Source organism: Arthrobacter sp. USHLN218 (genome assembly GCF_037144715.1).
Classification (GTDB): domain Bacteria; phylum Actinomycetota; class Actinomycetes; order Actinomycetales; family Micrococcaceae; genus Crystallibacter.
On record NZ_JBBCYT010000002.1, the window covers coordinates 675149 to 693033 of the forward strand.

Sequence of the window (17885 nt, forward strand, 5' to 3'; positions counted from 1 at the left end):
AATTCAATACGGGGATGACAGGTTTCGACGATGTTAGTCGCGCCAGGGGAAGCGGGCCGAGGATGCAGAGTTATCTCGGAAACGCCCTCTGCAAAACAATAAGTGCCGAATCTAAGCGCACTGACTTCGCTCTCGCTGCCTAAGCAGTAGACCGAGTCCGTCAGCCCGGGGACGCTCCCGCCCCGGATGCTGGCGTCATTTAGGGGGCCACTGCTGGACACTTTCGCCGTCGGAGTGTCCGGGACTTTTAGACGGCTGGGCCCGGGTCAGCCACCTGTTTGCAGGATGGCTGGGGCCAAGAAAACCCGACGCAAACTGCGCCCGGAGAAGTCCTGGCAACACAACATCGGACGGGGGTTCAATTCCCCCCATCTCCACTGATGAAGAGGGGAAGCGCCCAGCGGCGCTTCCCCTCTTTTTTGCATCCGCCGGCCCCGCCGTGTTTTCCACTGGGGGTGTGCCGGTCGCTGCATTTCCCCGAGGTGTTCTTGCAGGAACCTTGAACGGACCGGGACTGGTGTTTGACACTGCCAGCGGCGTCGGCAATGCTGAAAACATAGGATGCAGCCGGGGGGCCAGCCTTGGGGAAGGCGGGTGGCGGGCAGCCAATGCGATCCATAACGACTTGGGGGCCGCAATGGGATCTGAAGGCCGTTGGGAACTTCAGCTGATAGGGGGCTGGCAGCTTCGCCGGGACCATGTGCCGGTCAAGGTAGCCATGCGCCAGCAGCGGCTGGTTGCTGCCCTCGCGCTGTACGGGAGGCAGTCCCGCGCCTTCCTGGCCGGCCTGCTCTGGCCGGACAGTTCCGAGAGCCAGGCCGCCGGAAGCCTGCGCGAGAGCATCTTCCTGATCAACAAGCATCTGCCGGGACTGCTCGGCCAGACGACGGATCCGCTTGATCTGTCGCGTGCCGTCAGCGTGGATGTGCTGGATGTGCGGATGCGTGCGTCCCGCCTGCAGGACCATCCGGGTCTCAACCGCGGGCTGCTGCGCCTGGTCGAGGACGCAGACCTGCTCCCCGGCTGGTACGAGGACTGGGTTGTCGCTGAGCAGGAACGCTGGCAGCGGCTGAGGCTAACGGTGCTGGAACGGCTGGCCCGGCAATACCTGGACCAGGGGAACACCGAGCAGGCGATGGAGGCTGCCAGGGCGGCGACAATGATCGAGCCGCTGAGGGAGAGCGCGCAACGCCTGCTCATGCAGGCCTGCCTGGCGGAGGGCAACCACGCCGAGGCGCTGCGCCTCTACCAAAGCTTCCGGGTCCGGCTCCGCCGCGAATTCGGGGTGGCCCCGTCAGCTATCATCGCTGACCTGATCGGGCCGCTCCTGATGGACGACGCCGGAAGCGAGCGCAAGGTCCGGTAACCGCGCGAGGGGACGAAGCGACCGGGGAGCGAAGCGCCCGGCCGCGGACCCGCCGTCGTGCTGCTGTGGCTGGTTTCTGCCGGTCCTGGTCTAAACCAGGTGCCTACGCCTCCGCGGTGAGGGAGCGCGCGTACAGGTCCATCAGCGCGGTCTGGCCGCCGCTTTGCATGGCGCGCCGCTGCCGGTCGGCACCCGTGCCCTCGGCCCAGATCCGCTGGAGCGACGCGTCCACCCAGGCCGAATCTCCGGCCTCCTCCAGGGCGGGGCGAATGGTGCGCACCAGGAGGTTCATGACGTCCCGGGCCGGCAGCAGGACACCCGAGTGAGGGTCGATCAGCTTCTCGGAGAGGCCCTCCCGTCCGGCCTGCCAGACGGCGGCGTCGAGCAGTTCGACGTCGGGGACCGGGTAGTCTTTGCCGGCCTCCTCGTCCTGTAGGGCGGTCACCACCAGGCCTCGGACGATGGCAGCGATCAGTACGGCATCCTGCGCCTCAAGCTGGACGTCGGCAGCGCGGACCTCCAGGGTGGGGTAGTGGTCCGACAGGCGGGCCAGCCAGGTCAGGACTCCGCGGTCGATGATGACGCCGGCATCCACGAGGCGCTGGATCCGCCGCTCGTAGTCGGCGGCGTCGGCAAAGATCGGGGTGCAGCCCTGGACCGGCCAGCGGCGGTAGTGGACGATCCGCCAGCTGGCAAAGCCGCTGTCCCGGCCCAGCCAATACGGGGAGTTGGCGCCAAGGGCAACAATCGCGGGCATCCAGGGCCGGATACGGTTGAGCACCTGCACGCCCGACTCCTTGTCCGGCACGGAGACATGGACATGCTGGCCATTGACGAACTGGTCCGCCACGATGCCCTTGGCGCTGGCCTTCAGCTCGTGGTAGCGCTGTTTGTCCGTCAGCTGCGGGTAGTCGTCTTCGATCCGCTCGGCTGTCCCCGTCGCGGCGGCGCGTACCTCCGCCTTCCTGGCCGCGGAGTCGAGCTGGCGCCGGAAATTGAGCAGCGATTCCTCGGCCTCGGTAAGGGTCGTGCAGACGGGCGTAGCCGTTTCGATCTGGCAGTTGAGCAGTTCCCGCTGGATGTCGTCCCGGGCCACGTGCAGCGAGCCCTCGAGGTACTCGGCGACCCGGTCGGCCTCGGGCACAGGGAGGCCTGTCTCCGGGTTGAGGAGCAGGTACTCTTCTTCGATGCCCAAGGTTGCCATGGACGTCCCTTCTGCCGGTGCGGATACCATCACGAGCTTACCTATGATTCCAGTACCGTCGGGCATTCCTGGCCATCAGGAGTGCTCGTCAGGAGCGGAGCAGGCAGTTCTCGTGCGGCCCGTCGCTGGCTACCCAGAGCGCCGCGGTGGCCTCCTGGCCTAGGTCGATCTCCCGGGGCCGGTCGGCCGAGCCGATCCGCACCACGAGCGAGCCGCCGAACGGCCGGTGGCCCATGACCTCGACGCGGTCGTCGAGCCCGATCTCTTCCGTGCTGAGGAAACGCAGCAGCTCCGGGTTCGCGTCGCTGATCCGGATGATGTGCCCGGTGTGCCCCGGGTCGAGCTCGCCGAGCTGATGGGCGGCGGGCATCTGGACCGTGCCGTCCGCGGCCGGGATCGGGTCTCCATGCGGGTCCCGGGTTGGGTGGCGGAGCTTGGCGGACAGCCGTTCGACGAAGGTGTCCGAAACGGTGTGTTCGAGGAGTTCGGCCTCATCGTGGACTTCGTCCCAGGCATAGCCGAGTTCCTGGACCAGGAAGGTCTCGATCAACCGGTGCCGGCGCACCATGGCGAGGGCGAGTGCCTTGCCCTCGCCGGTCAGCTCGACCGGCTGGTAGGGCTGGTGGACGGCCAGGCCGAGGTCCACCAGCTTGCGCACCATTCCCGTCACCGAGGAGTTGGCGACCCCCAGGCGGGCCGCAAGCTGGGACGGGGTGACCCGCTGGTCCTGCCACTCGGTGGAGGTGTAAATGACTTTGACGTAGTCCTGGACGCTCGCGGATTCGATGCTAAGCGCAGGGCTGTTCCGGCTCATCGGCGACATGGTTGGGCTTCTTCAGGCTGGGATCTGCTCATGCTGCCGCGATTCGGCGGCACGGGCGCGGCGGCGGCGCCACTGCCACACTATCCCGTTGCGCGGGCCGAGCAGGTAGACGGCGAGGAACACCAGGGCCTGCGCCAGCACCACCGACGCCCCGGTCGAGACGTCCAGGTAATAGCTGGCGTAGATGCCGGCGATGGCGGCGGCCACGGTCACGGTGATGGAAATCAGCAGCATCCGGTCGAAGTTCCGGGTGAGCAGGAACGCCGTTGCGCCCGGGGTGATGAGCATGGCGACGACGAGGATGATCCCCACGGCCTGCAGCCCGACGACGACGGTCAGGGCCAGCAGCCCGAGCAGCAAGGCGGTGAGCCATCGGGTATTCAGCCCGATGGCATGGGCATGGATGCGGTCGAAGGCCAGCAGGGTCAGGTCGCGGCGCTTGTAGAGCAGGACCGCGAGGGTCGCAGCGCCCAGGACCAGCACCTGCAGCAGTTCCGGCAGCGACACGCCCAGCACATTGCCGAAGAGGATGTGCTGCAGGTCGGTCTGGCTGGGTGTCTTGGAGATGATGGCCAGGCCGAACGCGAACAGGGCCGTGAAGACGACGCCGATGGCGGTGTCGCCTTTGAGCTTGGTCGTGGAGCGCACCGCGCCGATCAGTGCCACGGCCCCGGCGCCGAAGACGAAGGCGCCTAGGGAGAACGGCAGGCCGAAGATGTAGGCCAGGGCCACGCCCGGCAGCACTGCATGAGATACCGCGTCGCCCATCAGGGACCAGCCCATCAGGATCAGCCAGCAGGACAGGGCCGCGGAGACGGCCGCGGCGGCGACCGTGACCAGCAGGGCCTTGGTCAGGAAGCCGTACTGCAGCGGTTCGAACAACCAGTTAACGATCTCCATGATGTCCTTCCGGAACGTCGCTGAGGGCCGTGCCGAAGGCCAGCGCCAGGTTCTCGTTGGTGAGGACGGTTTCCGGCCGTCCGTGGGCCAGCACCCGCTGGTGGAGCAGGATCGCCTCGTCGCAGAGCTGGGGGATGCCGGCAAGGTCGTGCGTCGAGACGAGGATGGTCTTGCCCTCGTCCCGCAGTGCCTTGAAGAGGGTTGTCAGGCCGGCCTCGGAGGCCTTGTCGACGCCGGCGAACGGCTCGTCGAGCAGCAGCAGGCCCGCGTCCTGGGCAATGCCGCGGGCAACGAAAGCACGCTTGCGCTGGCCGCCGGAGAGTTCTCCGATCTGTCGGTGCTGCAGGTCGACCAGGCCGACCCGTTCCAGAGCCGCCGCCACGGCGGCCCTGTCCGCGGGCCGCGGACGGCGGGAGTGGCCCAGGCTCCCGTAGCGCCCCATCATGACGACGTCGCGCACGGAGACCGGGAAAGTCCAGTCGACGTCCTCGGCCTGGGGCACGTAGGAAACGGCGTTCAGCTTGCGGGCGTCCTTCGGCGCGGCGCCGAAGATCCGGACCGTCCCCGAGGTCGCCTGGACGAGTCCCATCAGCGCCTTGAAAAGGGTCGATTTGCCCGAGCCGTTGACCCCGATCAGGCCGCAGATGGTCTGCGCCCTCACGCGCACGCTGACGTGTTCGAGGGCGGTGACGTCGTCGTAGGAGACCCGAAGCGAGGCCACGTCGATGGCGTCTGCGCCTGGGGGCAGCTGGCGGAGGCTCATGGTGCCAGTCCTTCCTTGATGAGTTCGATGTCGTGGCGGATCAGCGACAGGTGGCTGGGGACGGGGCCGTCCGGGCGGGAGAGCGAGTCGACGTAGAGGGGAGTGAGGAGCCGGGCTCCCGTAGCCTCCGCGACCTGCTCCATGGCCCCCGGGTTGACCGTGGACTCGCAGAAGACCGAGGGCACATCGTGCCGCTGGACGAAATTGATGGCGTCCTTGATCTGCCGGGGAGTGCCCTCGGCGTCGGAATTCACCGGCCAGAGGAAGGCCTCGCGCAGTCCCGCATCCCGGGCGAGGTAGGAGAAGGCCCCCTCGCACGTGACCAGCGCGGGAACCGCGGCCGAACCGGCGAATGCCTCGTGGAGTTCGCGCATCACTCCGTCGAGCTGCCGCTTGTAGTCCTCGCCGTTGGCGGCGAAGTCGCCGGCATGTTCCGGGACCAGCTTGCTGAGCGCCGCCACGGTGTTGTCCACGTAGATCTTGGCTGCCTTCGGGGACATCCAGGCGTGCGGGTTCGGGCGGCCCTGGTAGTTGCCGGACCGAATGTCCACGGGCTCCACCCCTTCGGAGAGGACGGCATGGGGCGCGGGCACCGCGGCGACGAAACGGGCGAACCAGCGTTCAAGCCCGAGGCCGTTGTCCAGGATGAGGTCCGCGTCCTGCGCCCGGACCAGGTCCGAGGGCGTTGGCTGGTACCCGTGGATCTCGGCGCCGACCTTGGTGACCGATTCGACCCGGACATAGTCCCCGCCCACCTGCCGGACCAGGTCGGCCAGCACAGTGAAAGTGGTCAGGACCATCGGCCGCTCGTCGGTGGAGGCGGCGGGACGGGCGCTGCCGGGCGCGCAGGCCGGGAGCGCGAGGAGGCCCAGCACGACGAGCAGTGCGACGGTCCATTTTTTCGGCATGCCTAAATTTACTTCGCCGACCTGCCTAAAGAAAAGGTGCCTACGCTGGATGACGCGCGGTGTCCGGTCGCCCGGGCCCGCAGCGCGGTGGTGGCCCCTCCGGTACGCGCGGGGCCGCTAGCGTCGGAAAGCGCGCCAGCTGAGGGTCAGGTAGGGGAGCTGCAGAACGGCGGACGGATCGTGTCCGAGGTGCTTGTGCAGGTACCAGTCGAGGTTGGCGAGCACTTTGGCTCGTGTCTGTTCGTTGGCGCGCAGGTAGTAGCTGCGCGACTTGGCCAGTTCCATCAGGTCGGCCGGCTGCAGGGGATCCGTCCACCGCGTCAGGTGGTTCTCCAAGCCGGTGAACTCGTCACCGACATCCGGACGGGAGTGGGGCTTGTAGACGTCGCCGGCGTGCATGATCCGCGAGAGCCGATGGACCCACGGTATGGAAACGTCCATTTGGTTCCAGACCAGGCCGAGGACACCGCCCGGCCGCAGGATCCGCGCAGCTTCGGTACTGGCGGCCCCGGCATCTACCCAGTGCCAGGCCTGCGCAACGGTCACGAGGTCGAAGGAGGCATCGGCGAGGCCGGTCTGTTCGGCCGTACCCAGCCGGACCGTGACCTCGGGGTGCTTCTGCCGCAGCTGGGCCAGCATGTCCGCCGACGGGTCCACGGCGGTGACCCGCAGTCCCCGGCGCACCAGCTGTTCCGTGTATTTGCCGGTACCGGCACCCAGATCTACGGCGTCCCGGGCCCGTTCCGGCACCAGCCAGTCCACGGCGTCGTCCGGGTAGCCGGGCCTGATGCGGTCATAGTGTTCGCCGCCCTGCTCGAAGCTGCGGCCGAATTCCCTGCGCCGCTCATCGTCCATCCGCGGGCCGCGGTGTTCCACTGCCTGGTCCCTGCCGTCAGTCTTCGGCGTGCTCCCCGGGTGCGGCGGCGGGGCGCTGGCCGATCAGCTGCGGGTTGAGGCGGTGCAGGACCTCCTCATGCAGGATGCCGTTGCTGGCAAGGGCATTGCCGCCGAAGGGACCGTCCTCGCCTTCGAGGGAGCTGAAACGGCCGCCGGCCTCCGTCACGATAGGCACCAGCGCTGCCATGTCGTACAGGTTCAGCTCCGGCTCGCACGCGATGTCCACGGCGCCCTCCGCCACCAGGCAGTAGGACCAGAAATCCCCGTAGGCACGGGTCCGCCAGACGGATTCGGTCAGCCCCAGGAACTCGGTGAGATTGCCGCGTTCCTGCCAGCCGGTCAGGCTCGAGTAGGAGAGCGAGGCATCTTCCAGCTGGCCGACGTTGGAAACGTGCAGCCGGGTCGCGGAGGACAGGGAGCGCCCGGTGTAGGCGCCGGTCCCTGCGGCGGCCCACCAGCGCTTGCCGAGCGCGGGGGCACTGACCAGCCCGACCACTGGCTTGCCCTCGTCGATCAGCGCGATCAGGGTCGCCCAGACCGGCACGCCGCGGACGAAGTTCTTGGTCCCGTCGATCGGGTCGATGATCCAGCGCCGCGAACCGTGGCCGCTGCTGCCGAACTCTTCGCCGAGCACGGCGTCCCGCGGGCGGGCGCGGGACAGCTGCCCGCGGATGGCTTCCTCTGCGGCCTTATCCGCATCCGTGACCGGGGTGAGATCCGGCTTGGTCTCCACCTTCAGATCGAGCGCCTTGAAGCGGGACATGGTCTGGGAGTCTACGGAATCGGCCATCACATGGGCCAGGCGCAGATCATCGTTGTAGGTCTGTAGGTCGCGGATCATAGGCTTCAACCTACCGCTTCTTGCTCCGTGGATGCCGCATGTGAAGTCCGCGGGCCTGCCGCCGGGCCTACTGCGTGCCCAGCTCCTTCACCTGCTGGCGCACTTCGCTGCCCAGCAGCCGGCGAAGCGAGGCCAGCCTGGCGGGCCCGGATTCGCCGGCGCGGCCTGCGGCCACCCAAGCGTCCAGTCCGCAGTCGATGGCGCGGTCGTCGTGCTTGCAGCCACGGTCGCAGTCCGCGCTCCCGGGCTCCAGGTCCGGAAACGCGGCGAGGATCCGGTTCGGGTCGACGTGGGCCAGGCCGAAGGACCGGATTCCCGGCGTGTCGATGATCCAGCTCCCCGGCGCGGCGTCCTGGAGTTTCAGGGCCAGCGCCGACGACGACGTGTGCCGGCCGCGCCCGGTCACCGCGTTGACCCCGCCGGTCGCCCGGTGCGCGCCCGTCAGCGCGTTGACCATGGTGGACTTGCCGACGCCCGAGTGGCCGAGCAGGACACTCACCGAGCCGTCCAGGTAGCCGCGAAGCTGGTCCAGGGCCTCGGCGTCCAGCCTGGCTGAGGCGCCCTCGTCGGAACTGGAGTCGACGCCGGCCGCGTCCTCCTCCGCCGTGCGGCTGACGATCACCGGCAGCGGAAGGTGCCTGTAGTTGGAGAGCAGGACCTCCGGATCCCGCAGGTCCGCCTTGGTGACGCACAGCAGCGGGGTGATGCCGGCGTCGTACGCCGCCACCAAGGCCCGGTCGATGAATCCGGTCCGCGGTTCCGGGTTCGCCGCGGCGACGACGATCACCAGCTGGTCCGCGTTGGCGACCACCACCCGTTCCACCGGGTCGGTGTCGTCCGCGCTGCGGCGCAGCAGGGTGCGGCGCTCCTCGACGCGGACCAGGCGGGCCAGTGTGTCCGGCTCACCGGACACATCGCCGACCAGGCCCACGAAGTCACCGGCCACGACGGGAGTCCGGCGCAGCTCACGCGCCCGGGCCGCGATGACCGTGCGTTCCCGGGCGGTGTCCTCGTCGACGACGGCGGTGTAGCGTCCGCGGTCGACTGTCACGATCCGTCCGACGACGGCGTCTTCATGGGCGGGGCGGTCCTTGGTCCGGGGCCGGGAACCGCGCTTGTTCGGGCGGATGCGGACATCGGACTCGTCCCAGGTCCTGCGGCCGGCCACCGTCAGCGGGCCCCGGCGGCGGCGCTCGGCGCCGTGGCACACAGTTGCTGCCACAGTTGCGGGAACTCGGGCATGGTCTTGGAAGTGGTGCCGATGTCATCGACCTGCACGCCTTCCACAGCCAGTCCGATAATCGCGCCGGCCGTCGCCATCCGGTGATCCTCGTAGGAACGGAACAGGCCCGCATGCAGCGGACGCGGCCGGATGACCAGGCCGTCTGCCGTTTCCTCGGCGTCACCGCCCAGCCGGTTGATTTCCGCCACCAAAGCGGCCAGCCTGTCCGTCTCATGGCCGCGCAGGTGCCCGATGCCGCTGAGACGGCACGGGCCGTCGGCCAAGGCGCAGAGCGCGGCGGCAGTGGGGGCGAGCTCGCTGGTATCCGCCAGGTCCGCTGCCTTGATGCTGCCGCCGCCGGAGACGGACAAGGTGCCGTCCGCGTAGCTGACCTCGGCGCCGAGCTTCGGCAGGATGCTGCGCCACTGGTCGCCGACCTGCGTGGTCTCCGCAGGCCAGCCGGGGATCCGGACCGTTCCGCCGGTGGCGAGGGCGGCCGCCAGGAACGGCCCCGCGTTGGACAGGTCCGGCTCGATCTCCACATCGAACGCGCGGACGGGGCCGGGCCGCACGACCCAGTGGTTCGGAACCGAATCGTCGACCTCGACGCCGACGCCGCGCAGCACACGCACGGTCATGCGGACGTGGTCGAGGCTGGGAACCGGGGGACCGGAGTGTTCCAGGTGCAGCCCGTCGGTGAACGCGGCGCCCGCCAGCAGCAGCGCCGAGACGAACTGGGAGGATGCGCTGGCATCGATCACGATGTGCCCGCCCCTCACCGCGCCGTGGCCCTCCACCGTGAAGGGCATCGCGTTGCGCCCGCCGTCGTCGACCACCAGGCCGAGTTCCCGCAGGGCTGCGATGGTGCTGCCCATCGGACGCTGCCGGGCGGCCGGGTCTCCGTCGAAGACCGCGGGCCCGTCGCCGAGCGCCGCAAGCGGCGGAACGAAGCGCATGACCGTTCCGGCCAGTCCGCAGTCGATCCGTTTGGCCGTTGTAGAACCGGAGCGGCTGATGGGCGTCACCCGCAGGTCCGGGCCAAATGCGCCGCTTCCCGGAACTTCCTCCACGACGGCGCCAAGGGCCCGCAGCGCGTCGATCATGAGCCGCGAGTCCCGCGAATGCAGGGGAGCGCGGAGCATGCTCGGCCCATCGGCGAGGGCGGCGAGGACGAGGTAGCGGTTGGTTAGCGATTTCGAGCCGGGGATCTGTACGACGGCGTCCACCGGTCCGGGAACAAACGGTGCATTCCAGGGAGCGGGTGCGGCGGGCATGTTGGCAGTCATTAAGCGCGCTGACCCGCCACATCTGCCACGGTTGCGCGAACGGCGCGCTCGGCCTTTTCCAGCTTGCGGCGCGAATCCTTGCCCAAAGCAGCAGCGCTCTTGCGCGTGTCCTTGCTCATGGAGCGCACGCTCTTGCGGGCATCGGCGGCCAGGTGCTCGGCACGCCAGGCAAGACCCGGACGTCCGTTCGTGTCGACCGCTGCCAGCAGGGCCGCGCCCATCAGGGAACCGTTCTTCAGCAACTGGCCGCGCCGGTTGCGTTTGCCCTCGGCCGTGTCCACCGCCGTGGACTTGTATTCGACGTAGGCGTTGACCGCCGTGGCTCCGGCCAGCAGCAGTGCCGCGAGACGCGAGAACTTTCCCCAGCCCAGCAGGAGGCCGGCTCCGATCTGGGTGACCCCGACAGCCTGGGCGAGCAGCCTGGCGTTTCCTGCGAGCGGCGCTGCCGACGGAAAGGAGGAAGCGGCCCTGTCCAGGCACGGCTGCAGGGCCTGGGCCGTGGACGAGGTGTTCCGCAGCCGTTCGACGCCGGCAGCAACATAGCTGGTGGCCAGCAAGGGACGGGCAACAACGCGGACGATGGTCATAAAAGCCTCCTGGCTCTCGCTGAGGGTCCGTAAGGGCAAGCACCGCAGGCGTCAACCTGCCGGTGGCGCTGGCTCTAGTCTGGCACTTTTGCGTGCAGGACACACTTTAGGCGCCCATGTGGCGTCCCAGGCCGCACCTGCGGAATATTCGGCGGCCCGCCGCCGTTGTGTTCAGTGCGCTGGCCATACTGTGCCAACGGATAAATGCTCTGAACCAACAGAAGGGATTGCCATGCCCCTGGCGCTCGACCAGCAGCGGGAGCAGCGCAGCCCCGAAGCCGATGCTGCCCGGAAGCCCCTGCGCGTAGACTTGGGGGCGATGACTACTGACAATGCCCAAGAGTCGATCTCCGGGAACGGCGGCGGGACCGCGGGAGAACCGGTACAGCCCGAGACGGAGGCTGAACGCGCAGAGCGCTTTGAGCGGGACGCGCTGCAGTATGTCGACCAGCTGTATTCGGCGGCGATGCGGATGGCACGGAACCCCAGCGATGCCGAGGACCTGGTGCAGGAGGCCTACACCAAGGCGTTTGCGGCGTTCCACCAGTACAAGCCGGGCACTAATCTCAAGGCCTGGCTGTACCGGATCCTGACCAACACCTACATCAACCTGTACCGGAAGCGGCAGCGGGAACCGCAGCAGTCCAATACGGACCAGGTTGAGGATTGGCAGATGTACCAGGCCGCCTCGCACACGTCGTCGGGACTGCGGTCCGCCGAGGCTGAGGCGCTGGACCACCTGCCGGACTCGGATGTGAAGAACGCCCTCCAGGCAATTCCGGAGGAATTCAGGCTGGCCGTCTACTTCTCGGACGTAGAAGGCTTCGCCTACAAGGAAATATCGGAAATCATGAATACCCCCATCGGAACGGTGATGTCCCGTCTGCATCGCGGGCGGAAGATGCTCCGCGAACTGCTCGCGGACTATGCACAGGGCCGCGGCCTCGGCGCGGCCCGGGCGGCGTCACCGGCGGGTACACAACAGGAGAACAGGAAATGAGCGACTGCCACGGCTTGGGCGACTGCGAAGACGACCGCATGCAGCGGATCTACGAGTATGTCGACGGGGCCCTGTCCCGGGACGACCTCTCTGAGATCAAGGCGCATCTGGAGACCTGCACGGAGTGCTCCCAGGAACACGACCTGGAGTGCCTGATCCGCTCCGTGGTCCGGCGTTCGTGCCAGGAGCACGCGCCGCAGACGCTCAAGGAACGCATCATCGACCGTATCGGCCACATCAAGGCGTCGGGCTCGGTGCAGGCGGACGCCTGACGCCGCCGGAGAACCGGGCCGGTACGCGAAGAACCCCCAAGCCACAAGAGCTTGGGGGTTCTTCGCGTACCGGGGCGCCTGCCACCGGCGGTGCTCCTAGCGGAGCTCCGCTTTAGGTGTTGGGACGCTTGCCGTGGTTTGCGCCGCCGCGCTTACGGTCACGACGCTTACGTGCACGCTTGCTCATGGCTGCCTCCTTACCTGGACGAAAAGAACCGCCTAACAGTCTCCCATAACTCGGGCACCACGCCTAACCGGTGACGGGGGCCGTGGCACCTAGGACGGTGCCGATGCCAGCTTCCGAAGGAGAATTCATGCGCGCGGTGTACGCCAGGTCCCAGTCCGCGGAGGATCCGCTCTCCGGTTTGGTGGTCGGCGAGCTCCCGCGGCCGCAGGCGCCCCAGGGCTGGCGCCGCGTCCGGGTCAAGGCATCCGCGCTGAACCACCACGACCTGTTCTCGCTGCGCGGGATCGGCCTGCCGGCGGATCGGCTTCCGATGATCCTCGGCTGCGATGCTGCGGGAATCGACGACGACGGCAATGAAGTCATCGTCCATGCCGTCATCCCGAGTGCGGATTGGCTCGGAGACGAGACCATGGATCCCCGGCGCTCCCTGCTGTCCGAGGTACACCCCGGCACCATGGCCGATGAAGTGCTGGTCCCGGCCCGCAATCTGCTGCCGAAGCCGCCCGAACTGGACTTCACCGCGGCGGCCTGCCTCCCGACGTCGTGGTTAACGGCGTACCGGATGCTCTTCACGGTCAACCCTGCAGCCCCCGGATCCACGGTCCTGGTCCAGGGATCGGGCGGGGGAGTAGCGTCCGCGCTGATCGCAATGGCTGCGGCGGCCGGCTACCGAGTGTGGGCGACCGGACGCACGGAGGAAAAGCGGGAGCATGCCCGCAGGCAGGGCGCGGCCGCCGTCTTCGAGCCCGGGGCCCGGCTACCGGAGCGGGTGGACACGGTCTTCGATTCGGTCGGGCAGGCCACCTGGGCGCATTCCCTGAAGTCGCTCCGTCCGGGCGGCGCCGTCGTCACCTGCGGTGCGACCAGCGGGCCGAATCCGCCCGCGGACCTGAACCGGTTGTTCTTCCTCCAGCTGCGGGTCCTCGGATCGACGATGGGCACGCGGGAGGAGTTCCTCGTCGCGACGGGTATCCGCCCGCAGCTGGACAGCGTGCTGCCCCTGGAGCAGGCGCGGGACGGTTTCGCGAAGATGGCCGCGGGCGAAGTGGCCGGCAAGATCGTCTTCACGCACTGACCGGCCCCGGCTGCTGGGGCCGGCAGCCGGGGCCCGCGGGGGCCCTAGGACGGCTCCGGCAGCTCCAGCCAGTGGTACCAGCCGCGGTGCAGCACCAGCCACGCCATCAGGCCGTAGCCGGCCTGCCCGGGAAGGCCGCCGTTTGCTGCGAGGTCCGTCCGCCACTGTTCGTGGTTGAGCAGCGGCGTGAAGGTGTCCACGTAGACGTGCTTGCGGCGGGTGGTGACGTCCGCGAAGGCGGCGGACAGCTCGGCCAGCCGCTGGTTGCGGGCCGCGTCCAGCCCGGGCGGCGGGCCGACCACGAACACCTTGATGCTCAGCTGCGCGGCACCGTCGAGGATGTTCGCCAGGTTCAACCGGCTCCGCGCGGTGGTCAGGTCCAGGTCGAGGTCGCGGTCGGAAAGACCGATGACCAGCCGGTTCTCGTAGCCGTCGTCGAAACGCCGGCCCGCCTCCTGCAGCCACCGGCCGGCGAGCTCCTCGGTGCCTTCGTTGGGCGAGGCCAGCGTGAAGGTCTCCAGCGTCGCGGGGGTGGGATTGGTCCGAGCCAGGGTGCGCCCGAGCCATCCCAGCGCGCGCTGGTCGCCCATACCGGCTAGAAGTTCGTCGCCGACAGCGGCGATCCTGATTCTGCGTTGCTCCACGGGATGCTTTCTGGTTGGTTCGGCCGGCGGCTGCTTAAAAGCAAGAGGGTGGGGTGCCTGGGCACCCCACCCCACATCTTACTTATTTGCGCTCGAAGACCTTCTTGACGAGGACGTCCTGCTCAACAGCGTGGCGCTTGGCCGAGCCGGTCGACGTGGCGGCCGAGGCCGGACGCGAGACCAGCCGCATGCTGCGGTCCAGCTGCTGCGGCAGGTGCAGCCCCATGAACGGCCACGGTCCCTGGTTGGCCGGCTCATCCTGTGCCCAGACGATTTCCGCGTTCGGGTACCTCTCAAGCTCCGCCTTGATCTCCTCGACCGGCATCGGGTAGAGCTGCTCGACCCGGACCAGGGCGGTCCTGGTGTCGGAGCTCTTCTGCCGCGCCGCGAGCAGATCGTAGTACAGGCGTCCGGAGACCAGCACGATGCGGTCGACCTCGGCCGGGTTCAGGTCCTGGACCTCAGGGATGACCTTGCGGAACGAACCCTCGGTGAAGTCCTCGACCTTCGACGCCGCCGCCTTCAGGCGCAGCAGCTGCTTGGGCGTGAAGATGATCAGCGGCTTGCGCGGACGGGCGTATGCCTGGCGGCGCAGCAGGTGGAAGTGCGACGCCGGCGTGGTCGGGTTGGCGACGACCATGTTGTCTTCGGCGCACATCAGCAGGAAGCGTTCGATGCGTGCCGAGGAGTGGTCGGGGCCCTGTCCCTCGTAGCCGTGCGGCAGCATCAGCACCAGCGAGGAACGCTGGCCCCACTTCTGCTCCGCGGAGGAGATGAACTCGTCGATGACGGTCTGGGCGCCATTGACGAAGTCGCCGAACTGGGCTTCCCAGAGGACCAGGGCGTCCGGCCGCTCGACGGAGTAGCCGTATTCGAAGCCCATGGCCGCGTATTCGGACAGCAGCGAGTCGTAGATCCAGAGCTTGGCCTGGTCCGGGCTCAGCCGGGTCAGCGGAGTCCACTCGGCGCCGGTGGCGCGGTCGTGGAGGACGGCGTGGCGCTGCACGAAGGTGCCGCGGCGCGAGTCCTGGCCGGCCAGGCGGACCGGGACGCCTTCCATGAGCAGCGAGCCGAAGGCGGCGATTTCGCCGAAGCCCCAGTCGATGCCGCCCTCGCGGGACATCTGCTCGCGCTTCTCCAGCAGAGCCTTCAGCTTCGGGTGGATCGTGAAGTCCTCCGGAACCTCAAGATGCGCCTTGCCGATGCGGGCCATGACCTCGCCGCTGACGGCGGTGTTGGCCGGGACGTTGGTGGTGTCCTCGGCCTGCTGCGACAGCGGGCGCTCCAGGTCCGAGACGGGCGAGGAGTCCTTGGTGACCACCGGAATCGGCGAGGTCTGGGCGGCGTGCGTCTCCGCGAAGACCCGCTCCAGCCGTTCCTGGTAGTCGCGCAGGGCCTGGTCGGCCTCCTCCTGCGTGATGTCACCGCGTCCCACCAGTGCTTCGGTGTAAAGCTTGCGCGTGGACCGCTTGGCCTCGATCAGGTTGTACATCATCGGCTGCGTCATCGAGGGGTCGTCGCCCTCGTTGTGGCCGCGGCGGCGGTAGCAGACCAGGTCGATGATGACGTCCTTGTGGAACCGCTCGCGGAAGCGGTAAGCCAGCTGCGCGACGCGGACCACGGCCTCCGGATCATCCCCGTTGACGTGGAAGACCGGCGCCTGGATCATCTTGGCCACGTCCGTGGAGTACACGGAGGACCGCGAGGAGTGCGGCGACGTGGTGAAGCCGACCTGGTTGTTGACGATCACGTGGACGGTACCGCCGGTGCGGTAGCCGCGGAGCTGCGAGAGGTTCAGCGTCTCGGCCACAACACCCTGGCCTGCGAAGGCCGCGTCCCCGTGCACCATGATGGGCAGCACGGGGAACGCGCCGTCGCCGCGGTCCAGCCGGTCCTGCTTGGCCCGGACGACGCCCTCGAGGACGGGATCCACTGCCTCCAGGTGGGACGGGTTGGCGGCCAGGTAGACCTTGGTCTCGTTGCCGTTGTCCGAGGTGAACGTGCCTTCGGTGCCGAGGTGGTACTTCACGTCGCCGGAGCCCTGGACGCTGCGCGGATCCTGGGTTCCCTCGAACTCGCGGAAGACCTGGGCGTAGGTCTTGCCCGCGATGTTGGTCAGGACGTTCAGGCGGCCGCGGTGGGCCATGCCGATGGCTACCTCGTCCAGCCCGTCGTCGGCGGCGTCGGAGATGACGGCGTCCAGCAGCGGGATGAGCGACTCGCCGCCCTCGAGCGAGAAGCGCTTCTGGCCCACGAACTTGGTCTGCAGGAAGGTCTCGAAGGCTTCCGCGGCGTTGAGCTTGCCCAGCACGCGCAGCTGCTCTTCACGGCTCGGCTTGGCGTAGGGCCGTTCCAGTTCGTTCTGGAACCATTCGCGTTCCGCCGGATCCTGGATGTGCATGTACTCGATACCGGTGGTGCGGCAGTAGGCATCGCGCAGGACGCCGAGGATGTCGCGCAGCTTCAGCCGGCTCTTGCCGCCGAAGCCTCCGGTGACCCATTCGCGGTCCAGGTCCCACAGCGTCAGGCCGTAGGTGTTGATGTCCAGGTCCGGGTGCTTGCGCTGGACGTACTCCAGCGGGTTGGTGTCCGCCATGAGGTGGCCGCGCACGCGGTAGGCGTGGATTAGCTGCTGGATCCGGGCGATCTTGTTGACCTGCAGCTCGACATCCACCTGGTTGTCGGGATGCCAGCGCACGGGCTCGTAGGGGATGCGCAGGGCCTCGAAGATCTCGTCGTAGAAGTCCTGGTCACCGAGCAGCAGGGACTCGACCAGGCGCAGGAACTCGCCCGAGCCTGCGCCCTGGATGACGCGGTGGTCGTAAGTCGAAGTCAGCGTGATGATCTTGCCGACGCCCTGGGCCGCGATCGTCTTCTCGCTGGCGCCGCGGAACTCGGCGGGGTACTCGAGGGCGCCGACGCCCACGATGGTGGCCTGGCCCTTGGAGAGGCGCGGCACGGAGTGCACGGTGCCGATGCCGCCCGGGTTGGTCAGCGACGCGGTGGTGCCGGCGTAGTCGTCAGCGGTCAGCTTGCCGTTGCGGGCGCGCTTCACCAGATCCTCGTACGTGTGCCAGAACTCGGAGAAGTTGAGCGTTTCCGCCTTCTTGATGTTCGGCACGACCAGCAGGCGGGAGCCGTCCGGCTTGGGCATGTCGATCGCGATGCCGAAGTTCACGTGGGCGGGCTGCACGGCGACGGGCTTGCCGTCGACCTCGTCGTAGTGGACGTTCTGGCTGGGGAACTGCCCCAGCGCCTTGACCACGGCGTAACCGATCAGGTGGGTGAAGGACACCTTGCCGCCGCGGGCGCGGGCGAGGTTGGAGTTGATGACCAGGCGGTTATCGATCAGCAGCTTGGCCGGAACGGCGCGGACCGTGGTCGCCGTCGGGACGGAGAGGCTCTGGTCCATGTTGGTGGCGATGGCCTTGGCCGGTCCGCGCAGCACGGAAACCGTGTCTTCCTCGGAAACGGCGCTGGGCGCGGACTTCGGAAGCTGCGCGGGGATCGGGGCGGTCTTCGGGGCGGCGGCCGGCTTCGGGGCGGCGGCCGCTTCGGCCTTGTCCTTGGAAGTGTTGGGGGCCGGCTTCGAGTCGGCGGGGATGTGCCGGGCCGCGCCGCGTTCCGGGGCCGCCTTTCCTGCGGACGGCTGCGTGCCGTTGGCGGGCTTGACTACCGGAAGCTCCGCGGTCGCCGTGCTAGGCCTGGCCTGCTTGCGCTGCGGGGCATTGCCGTTCTCCGGCGTTGCCGCGCCGGCATTCTCGAAGATGCTCCACCATTTCTTGTCCACGGAATTCTTGTCCTGGAGGTACTGCTCGTAGATTTCGTCGACGAGCCATTCGTTACCGCCGAATTCCTCGGGTAGACGAAGCTTGGGATGCTCTGGCACTTGTTATACGCCTCTTCCGTG

General features: G+C 68.2%; 17 protein-coding genes and 1 other RNA gene. 5 read left to right on the forward strand and 13 right to left on the reverse strand.

From position 1 onward, the window contains the following. Nucleotides 1-10 precede the first annotated feature (10 nt). Together ssrA and WFH44_RS06825 are read left to right on the forward strand one after the other, a co-directional pair. Nucleotides 11-380: a transfer-messenger RNA gene (ssrA, locus tag WFH44_RS06820) on the forward strand. A gap of 257 nt (nt 381-637) precedes the next feature. Then, entirely contained in the window at nt 638-1366 is a 729-nt protein-coding gene (locus WFH44_RS06825; RefSeq protein ID WP_336712722.1) for an AfsR/SARP family transcriptional regulator, read from the forward strand. 103 nt (nt 1367-1469) lie between these two features. Here the strand turns inward: WFH44_RS06825 and WFH44_RS06830 are convergent, their stop codons facing one another. The 10 genes from WFH44_RS06830 to WFH44_RS06875 form a co-directional block, all read right to left on the reverse strand. Then, nucleotides 1470-2570: a carboxylate-amine ligase gene (locus tag WFH44_RS06830; RefSeq protein ID WP_336712724.1), complete on the reverse strand. Its 1101-nt coding sequence runs from the start codon at nt 2568-2570 to the stop codon at nt 1470-1472. An 88-nt stretch (nt 2571-2658) separates the two neighbouring features. Continuing rightward, nucleotides 2659-3384: a metal-dependent transcriptional regulator gene (locus WFH44_RS06835; protein WP_336712936.1), complete on the reverse strand. Its 726-nt coding sequence runs from the start codon at nt 3382-3384 to the stop codon at nt 2659-2661. 21 nt (nt 3385-3405) lie between these two features. Continuing rightward, complete coding sequence (locus WFH44_RS06840) at nt 3406-4293, reverse strand: metal ABC transporter permease (protein WP_336712725.1); 888 nt, start codon at nt 4291-4293, stop codon at nt 3406-3408. After that, nucleotides 4280-5056: a metal ABC transporter ATP-binding protein gene (locus WFH44_RS06845; RefSeq protein ID WP_336712726.1), complete on the reverse strand. Its 777-nt coding sequence runs from the start codon at nt 5054-5056 to the stop codon at nt 4280-4282. The genes WFH44_RS06840 and WFH44_RS06845 overlap by 14 nt, the downstream gene beginning before the upstream one ends. Then, on the reverse strand, nt 5053-5964 hold the full coding sequence (locus WFH44_RS06850; RefSeq protein WP_336712728.1) for a metal ABC transporter substrate-binding protein: 912 nt from the start codon (nt 5962-5964) through the stop codon (nt 5053-5055). The genes WFH44_RS06845 and WFH44_RS06850 overlap by 4 nt, the downstream gene beginning before the upstream one ends. Before the next feature lie 117 nt (nt 5965-6081). Further along, a complete protein-coding gene (locus WFH44_RS06855) occupies nt 6082-6819 on the reverse strand; it encodes a class I SAM-dependent methyltransferase (RefSeq protein WP_442892884.1) in 738 nt (245 codons plus the stop codon). 37 nt (nt 6820-6856) lie between these two features. Then, on the reverse strand, nt 6857-7702 hold the full coding sequence (hisN, locus tag WFH44_RS06860; RefSeq protein ID WP_336712732.1) for a histidinol-phosphatase: 846 nt from the start codon (nt 7700-7702) through the stop codon (nt 6857-6859). Between the two features lie 67 nt (nt 7703-7769). Then, nucleotides 7770-8870, reverse strand: a complete 1101-nt coding sequence (gene rsgA, locus WFH44_RS06865) for a ribosome small subunit-dependent GTPase A (RefSeq protein WP_442892885.1) — start codon at nt 8868-8870, stop codon at nt 7770-7772. A gap of 2 nt (nt 8871-8872) precedes the next feature. After that, a complete protein-coding gene (gene aroA, locus WFH44_RS06870) occupies nt 8873-10198 on the reverse strand; it encodes a 3-phosphoshikimate 1-carboxyvinyltransferase (RefSeq protein ID WP_442892879.1) in 1326 nt (441 codons plus the stop codon). A gap of 11 nt (nt 10199-10209) precedes the next feature. Further along, entirely contained in the window at nt 10210-10797 is a 588-nt protein-coding gene (locus WFH44_RS06875; protein WP_336712736.1) for a DoxX family membrane protein, read from the reverse strand. Between the two features lie 319 nt (nt 10798-11116). Here WFH44_RS06875 and WFH44_RS06880 point away from each other — a divergent pair, with 319 nt between their 5' ends. Together WFH44_RS06880 and rsrA are read left to right on the forward strand one after the other, a co-directional pair. After that, entirely contained in the window at nt 11117-11797 is a 681-nt protein-coding gene (locus tag WFH44_RS06880) for a sigma-70 family RNA polymerase sigma factor (RefSeq protein WP_336712738.1), read from the forward strand. Continuing rightward, on the forward strand, nt 11794-12069 hold the full coding sequence (rsrA, locus tag WFH44_RS06885; protein ID WP_336712740.1) for a mycothiol system anti-sigma-R factor: 276 nt from the start codon (nt 11794-11796) through the stop codon (nt 12067-12069). The genes WFH44_RS06880 and rsrA overlap by 4 nt, the downstream gene beginning before the upstream one ends. 112 nt (nt 12070-12181) lie before the next feature. Here rsrA and WFH44_RS21435 read toward each other — a convergent pair whose 3' ends face one another. Continuing rightward, nucleotides 12182-12256: a 50S ribosomal protein bL37 gene (locus WFH44_RS21435; RefSeq protein WP_369299106.1), complete on the reverse strand. Its 75-nt coding sequence runs from the start codon at nt 12254-12256 to the stop codon at nt 12182-12184. A gap of 127 nt (nt 12257-12383) precedes the next feature. Between WFH44_RS21435 and WFH44_RS06890 the strand changes: the two genes are divergently transcribed. Next, on the forward strand, nt 12384-13331 hold the full coding sequence (locus tag WFH44_RS06890; protein ID WP_336712742.1) for a zinc-binding dehydrogenase: 948 nt from the start codon (nt 12384-12386) through the stop codon (nt 13329-13331). A 44-nt stretch (nt 13332-13375) separates the two neighbouring features. Here the strand turns inward: WFH44_RS06890 and WFH44_RS06895 are convergent, their stop codons facing one another. Together WFH44_RS06895 and WFH44_RS06900 are read right to left on the reverse strand one after the other, a co-directional pair. Further along, on the reverse strand, nt 13376-13975 hold the full coding sequence (locus tag WFH44_RS06895) for a GDSL-type esterase/lipase family protein (RefSeq protein ID WP_336712744.1): 600 nt from the start codon (nt 13973-13975) through the stop codon (nt 13376-13378). A gap of 82 nt (nt 13976-14057) precedes the next feature. Continuing rightward, entirely contained in the window at nt 14058-17864 is a 3807-nt protein-coding gene (locus WFH44_RS06900) for a multifunctional oxoglutarate decarboxylase/oxoglutarate dehydrogenase thiamine pyrophosphate-binding subunit/dihydrolipoyllysine-residue succinyltransferase subunit (protein WP_336712746.1), read from the reverse strand. Between the last annotated feature and the right edge of the window lie 21 nt (nt 17865-17885).

What these genes read in the sequence shown, in the direction of transcription:
- WFH44_RS06825 (WP_336712722.1), top strand. Translation starts at nt 638, where the DNA reads ATGGGATCTGAAGGCCGTTGGGAACTTCAGCTGATAGGGGGCTGGCAG.
- WFH44_RS06830 (WP_336712724.1), bottom strand. Translation starts at nt 2,570, where the DNA reads ATGGCAACCTTGGGCATCGAAGAAGAGTACCTGCTCCTCAACCCGGAG.
- WFH44_RS06835 (WP_336712936.1), bottom strand. Translation starts at nt 3,384, where the DNA reads ATGAGCCGGAACAGCCCTGCGCTTAGCATCGAATCCGCGAGCGTCCAG.
- WFH44_RS06840 (WP_336712725.1), bottom strand. Translation starts at nt 4,293, where the DNA reads ATGGAGATCGTTAACTGGTTGTTCGAACCGCTGCAGTACGGCTTCCTG.
- WFH44_RS06845 (WP_336712726.1), bottom strand. Translation starts at nt 5,056, where the DNA reads ATGAGCCTCCGCCAGCTGCCCCCAGGCGCAGACGCCATCGACGTGGCC.
- WFH44_RS06850 (WP_336712728.1), bottom strand. Translation starts at nt 5,964, where the DNA reads ATGCCGAAAAAATGGACCGTCGCACTGCTCGTCGTGCTGGGCCTCCTC.
- WFH44_RS06855 (WP_442892884.1), bottom strand. Translation starts at nt 6,819, where the DNA reads ATGGACGATGAGCGGCGCAGGGAATTCGGCCGCAGCTTCGAGCAGGGC.
- hisN (WP_336712732.1), bottom strand. Translation starts at nt 7,702, where the DNA reads ATGATCCGCGACCTACAGACCTACAACGATGATCTGCGCCTGGCCCAT.
- aroA (WP_442892879.1), bottom strand. Translation starts at nt 10,198, where the DNA reads ATGCCCGCCGCACCCGCTCCCTGGAATGCACCGTTTGTTCCCGGACCG.
- WFH44_RS06875 (WP_336712736.1), bottom strand. Translation starts at nt 10,797, where the DNA reads ATGACCATCGTCCGCGTTGTTGCCCGTCCCTTGCTGGCCACCAGCTAT.
- WFH44_RS06880 (WP_336712738.1), top strand. Translation starts at nt 11,117, where the DNA reads ATGACTACTGACAATGCCCAAGAGTCGATCTCCGGGAACGGCGGCGGG.
- rsrA (WP_336712740.1), top strand. Translation starts at nt 11,794, where the DNA reads ATGAGCGACTGCCACGGCTTGGGCGACTGCGAAGACGACCGCATGCAG.
- WFH44_RS06890 (WP_336712742.1), top strand. Translation starts at nt 12,384, where the DNA reads ATGCGCGCGGTGTACGCCAGGTCCCAGTCCGCGGAGGATCCGCTCTCC.